Origin of the sequence: Candidatus Aquicultor secundus (assembly GCF_002791875.1) — a bacterium.
Lineage (GTDB): Bacteria > Actinomycetota > Aquicultoria > Aquicultorales > Aquicultoraceae > Aquicultor_A > Aquicultor_A secundus.
In genome coordinates this window covers 6,818-7,576 of sequence record NZ_PFNG01000237.1, presented here as the reverse complement: position 1 = coordinate 7,576, position 759 = coordinate 6,818, and the positions used below count along the sequence as shown (strand labels likewise).

Here is a 759-nt window from a genome sequence, read left to right as displayed (position 1 = left end):
TATAAACTTTGGCCTCTTCAGTTGATTTGTCGCTAAATCTTTCGTATCGTTTATGAACATCTATGATTTCGTTTAGAGCCTTCTCAACCAGCTCTTTGTTGTTCCAGTTGCTTAGATCATCGATGACTTTTTCCAGGCATCCTTTCTTGTAACTTATTTGACCTAATACATGAATTATAGTTTCTCTAATCATCCTGTCTGGATCGTTTTGTAACTCTGCCAGTAAGGGGAGTATGTCTTCAGGATGCGTTCTTCCTCTTAGCTCGACCCCGTGAATAATTTCCCGTCGTATTTTCGGATCGGGGTGATGCAAAAATCTTTTTGCGAATTCTAAGGTTGGCTTCGGGTTCTTTTCGCTCATCTGCTTTAATGAGCCAATAACAGCATTTCTTACTGAGTAATGGTCATCATATAATGCCTGCTCAAGCATGCTTGTAATTATCTCTGCATCAACTTTGCCGATCTCACCGAGGGCGTAAGCAACTGTTTGTCTTACCTTCTCGTCATTATCTTTAGATAACTTGTCAAGCGCCTCCAAGATAGCTTCTCTTTGGTCTTGAGAATCACGATAAATTCGGCCTACGGTGAGATAGGCATTCTTTCTTATGTAAGTATCAGTGTCAGAAGCAAAGGCTCTGAGTTTGTCCGATTTGTTCTCAATAAGATCAAGCCTTATTGCATCTGACACCTCTCTTGCAAGCTTTTCTCTTTCTTTCTTTGTAAGGTCGTAAAATCCCATTACTCTTCCTCCTTTGTAGC

1 protein-coding gene is annotated in these 759 nt (G+C 40.4%); it reads right to left on the bottom strand.

The window, feature by feature from the left end; translation table 11 throughout:
• On the bottom strand, positions 1–739 hold a 739-nt coding region (locus COY37_RS10075; protein WP_286977462.1), incomplete at its 3' end, for a HEAT repeat domain-containing protein.
• Positions 740–759: the final 20 nt, after the last annotated feature.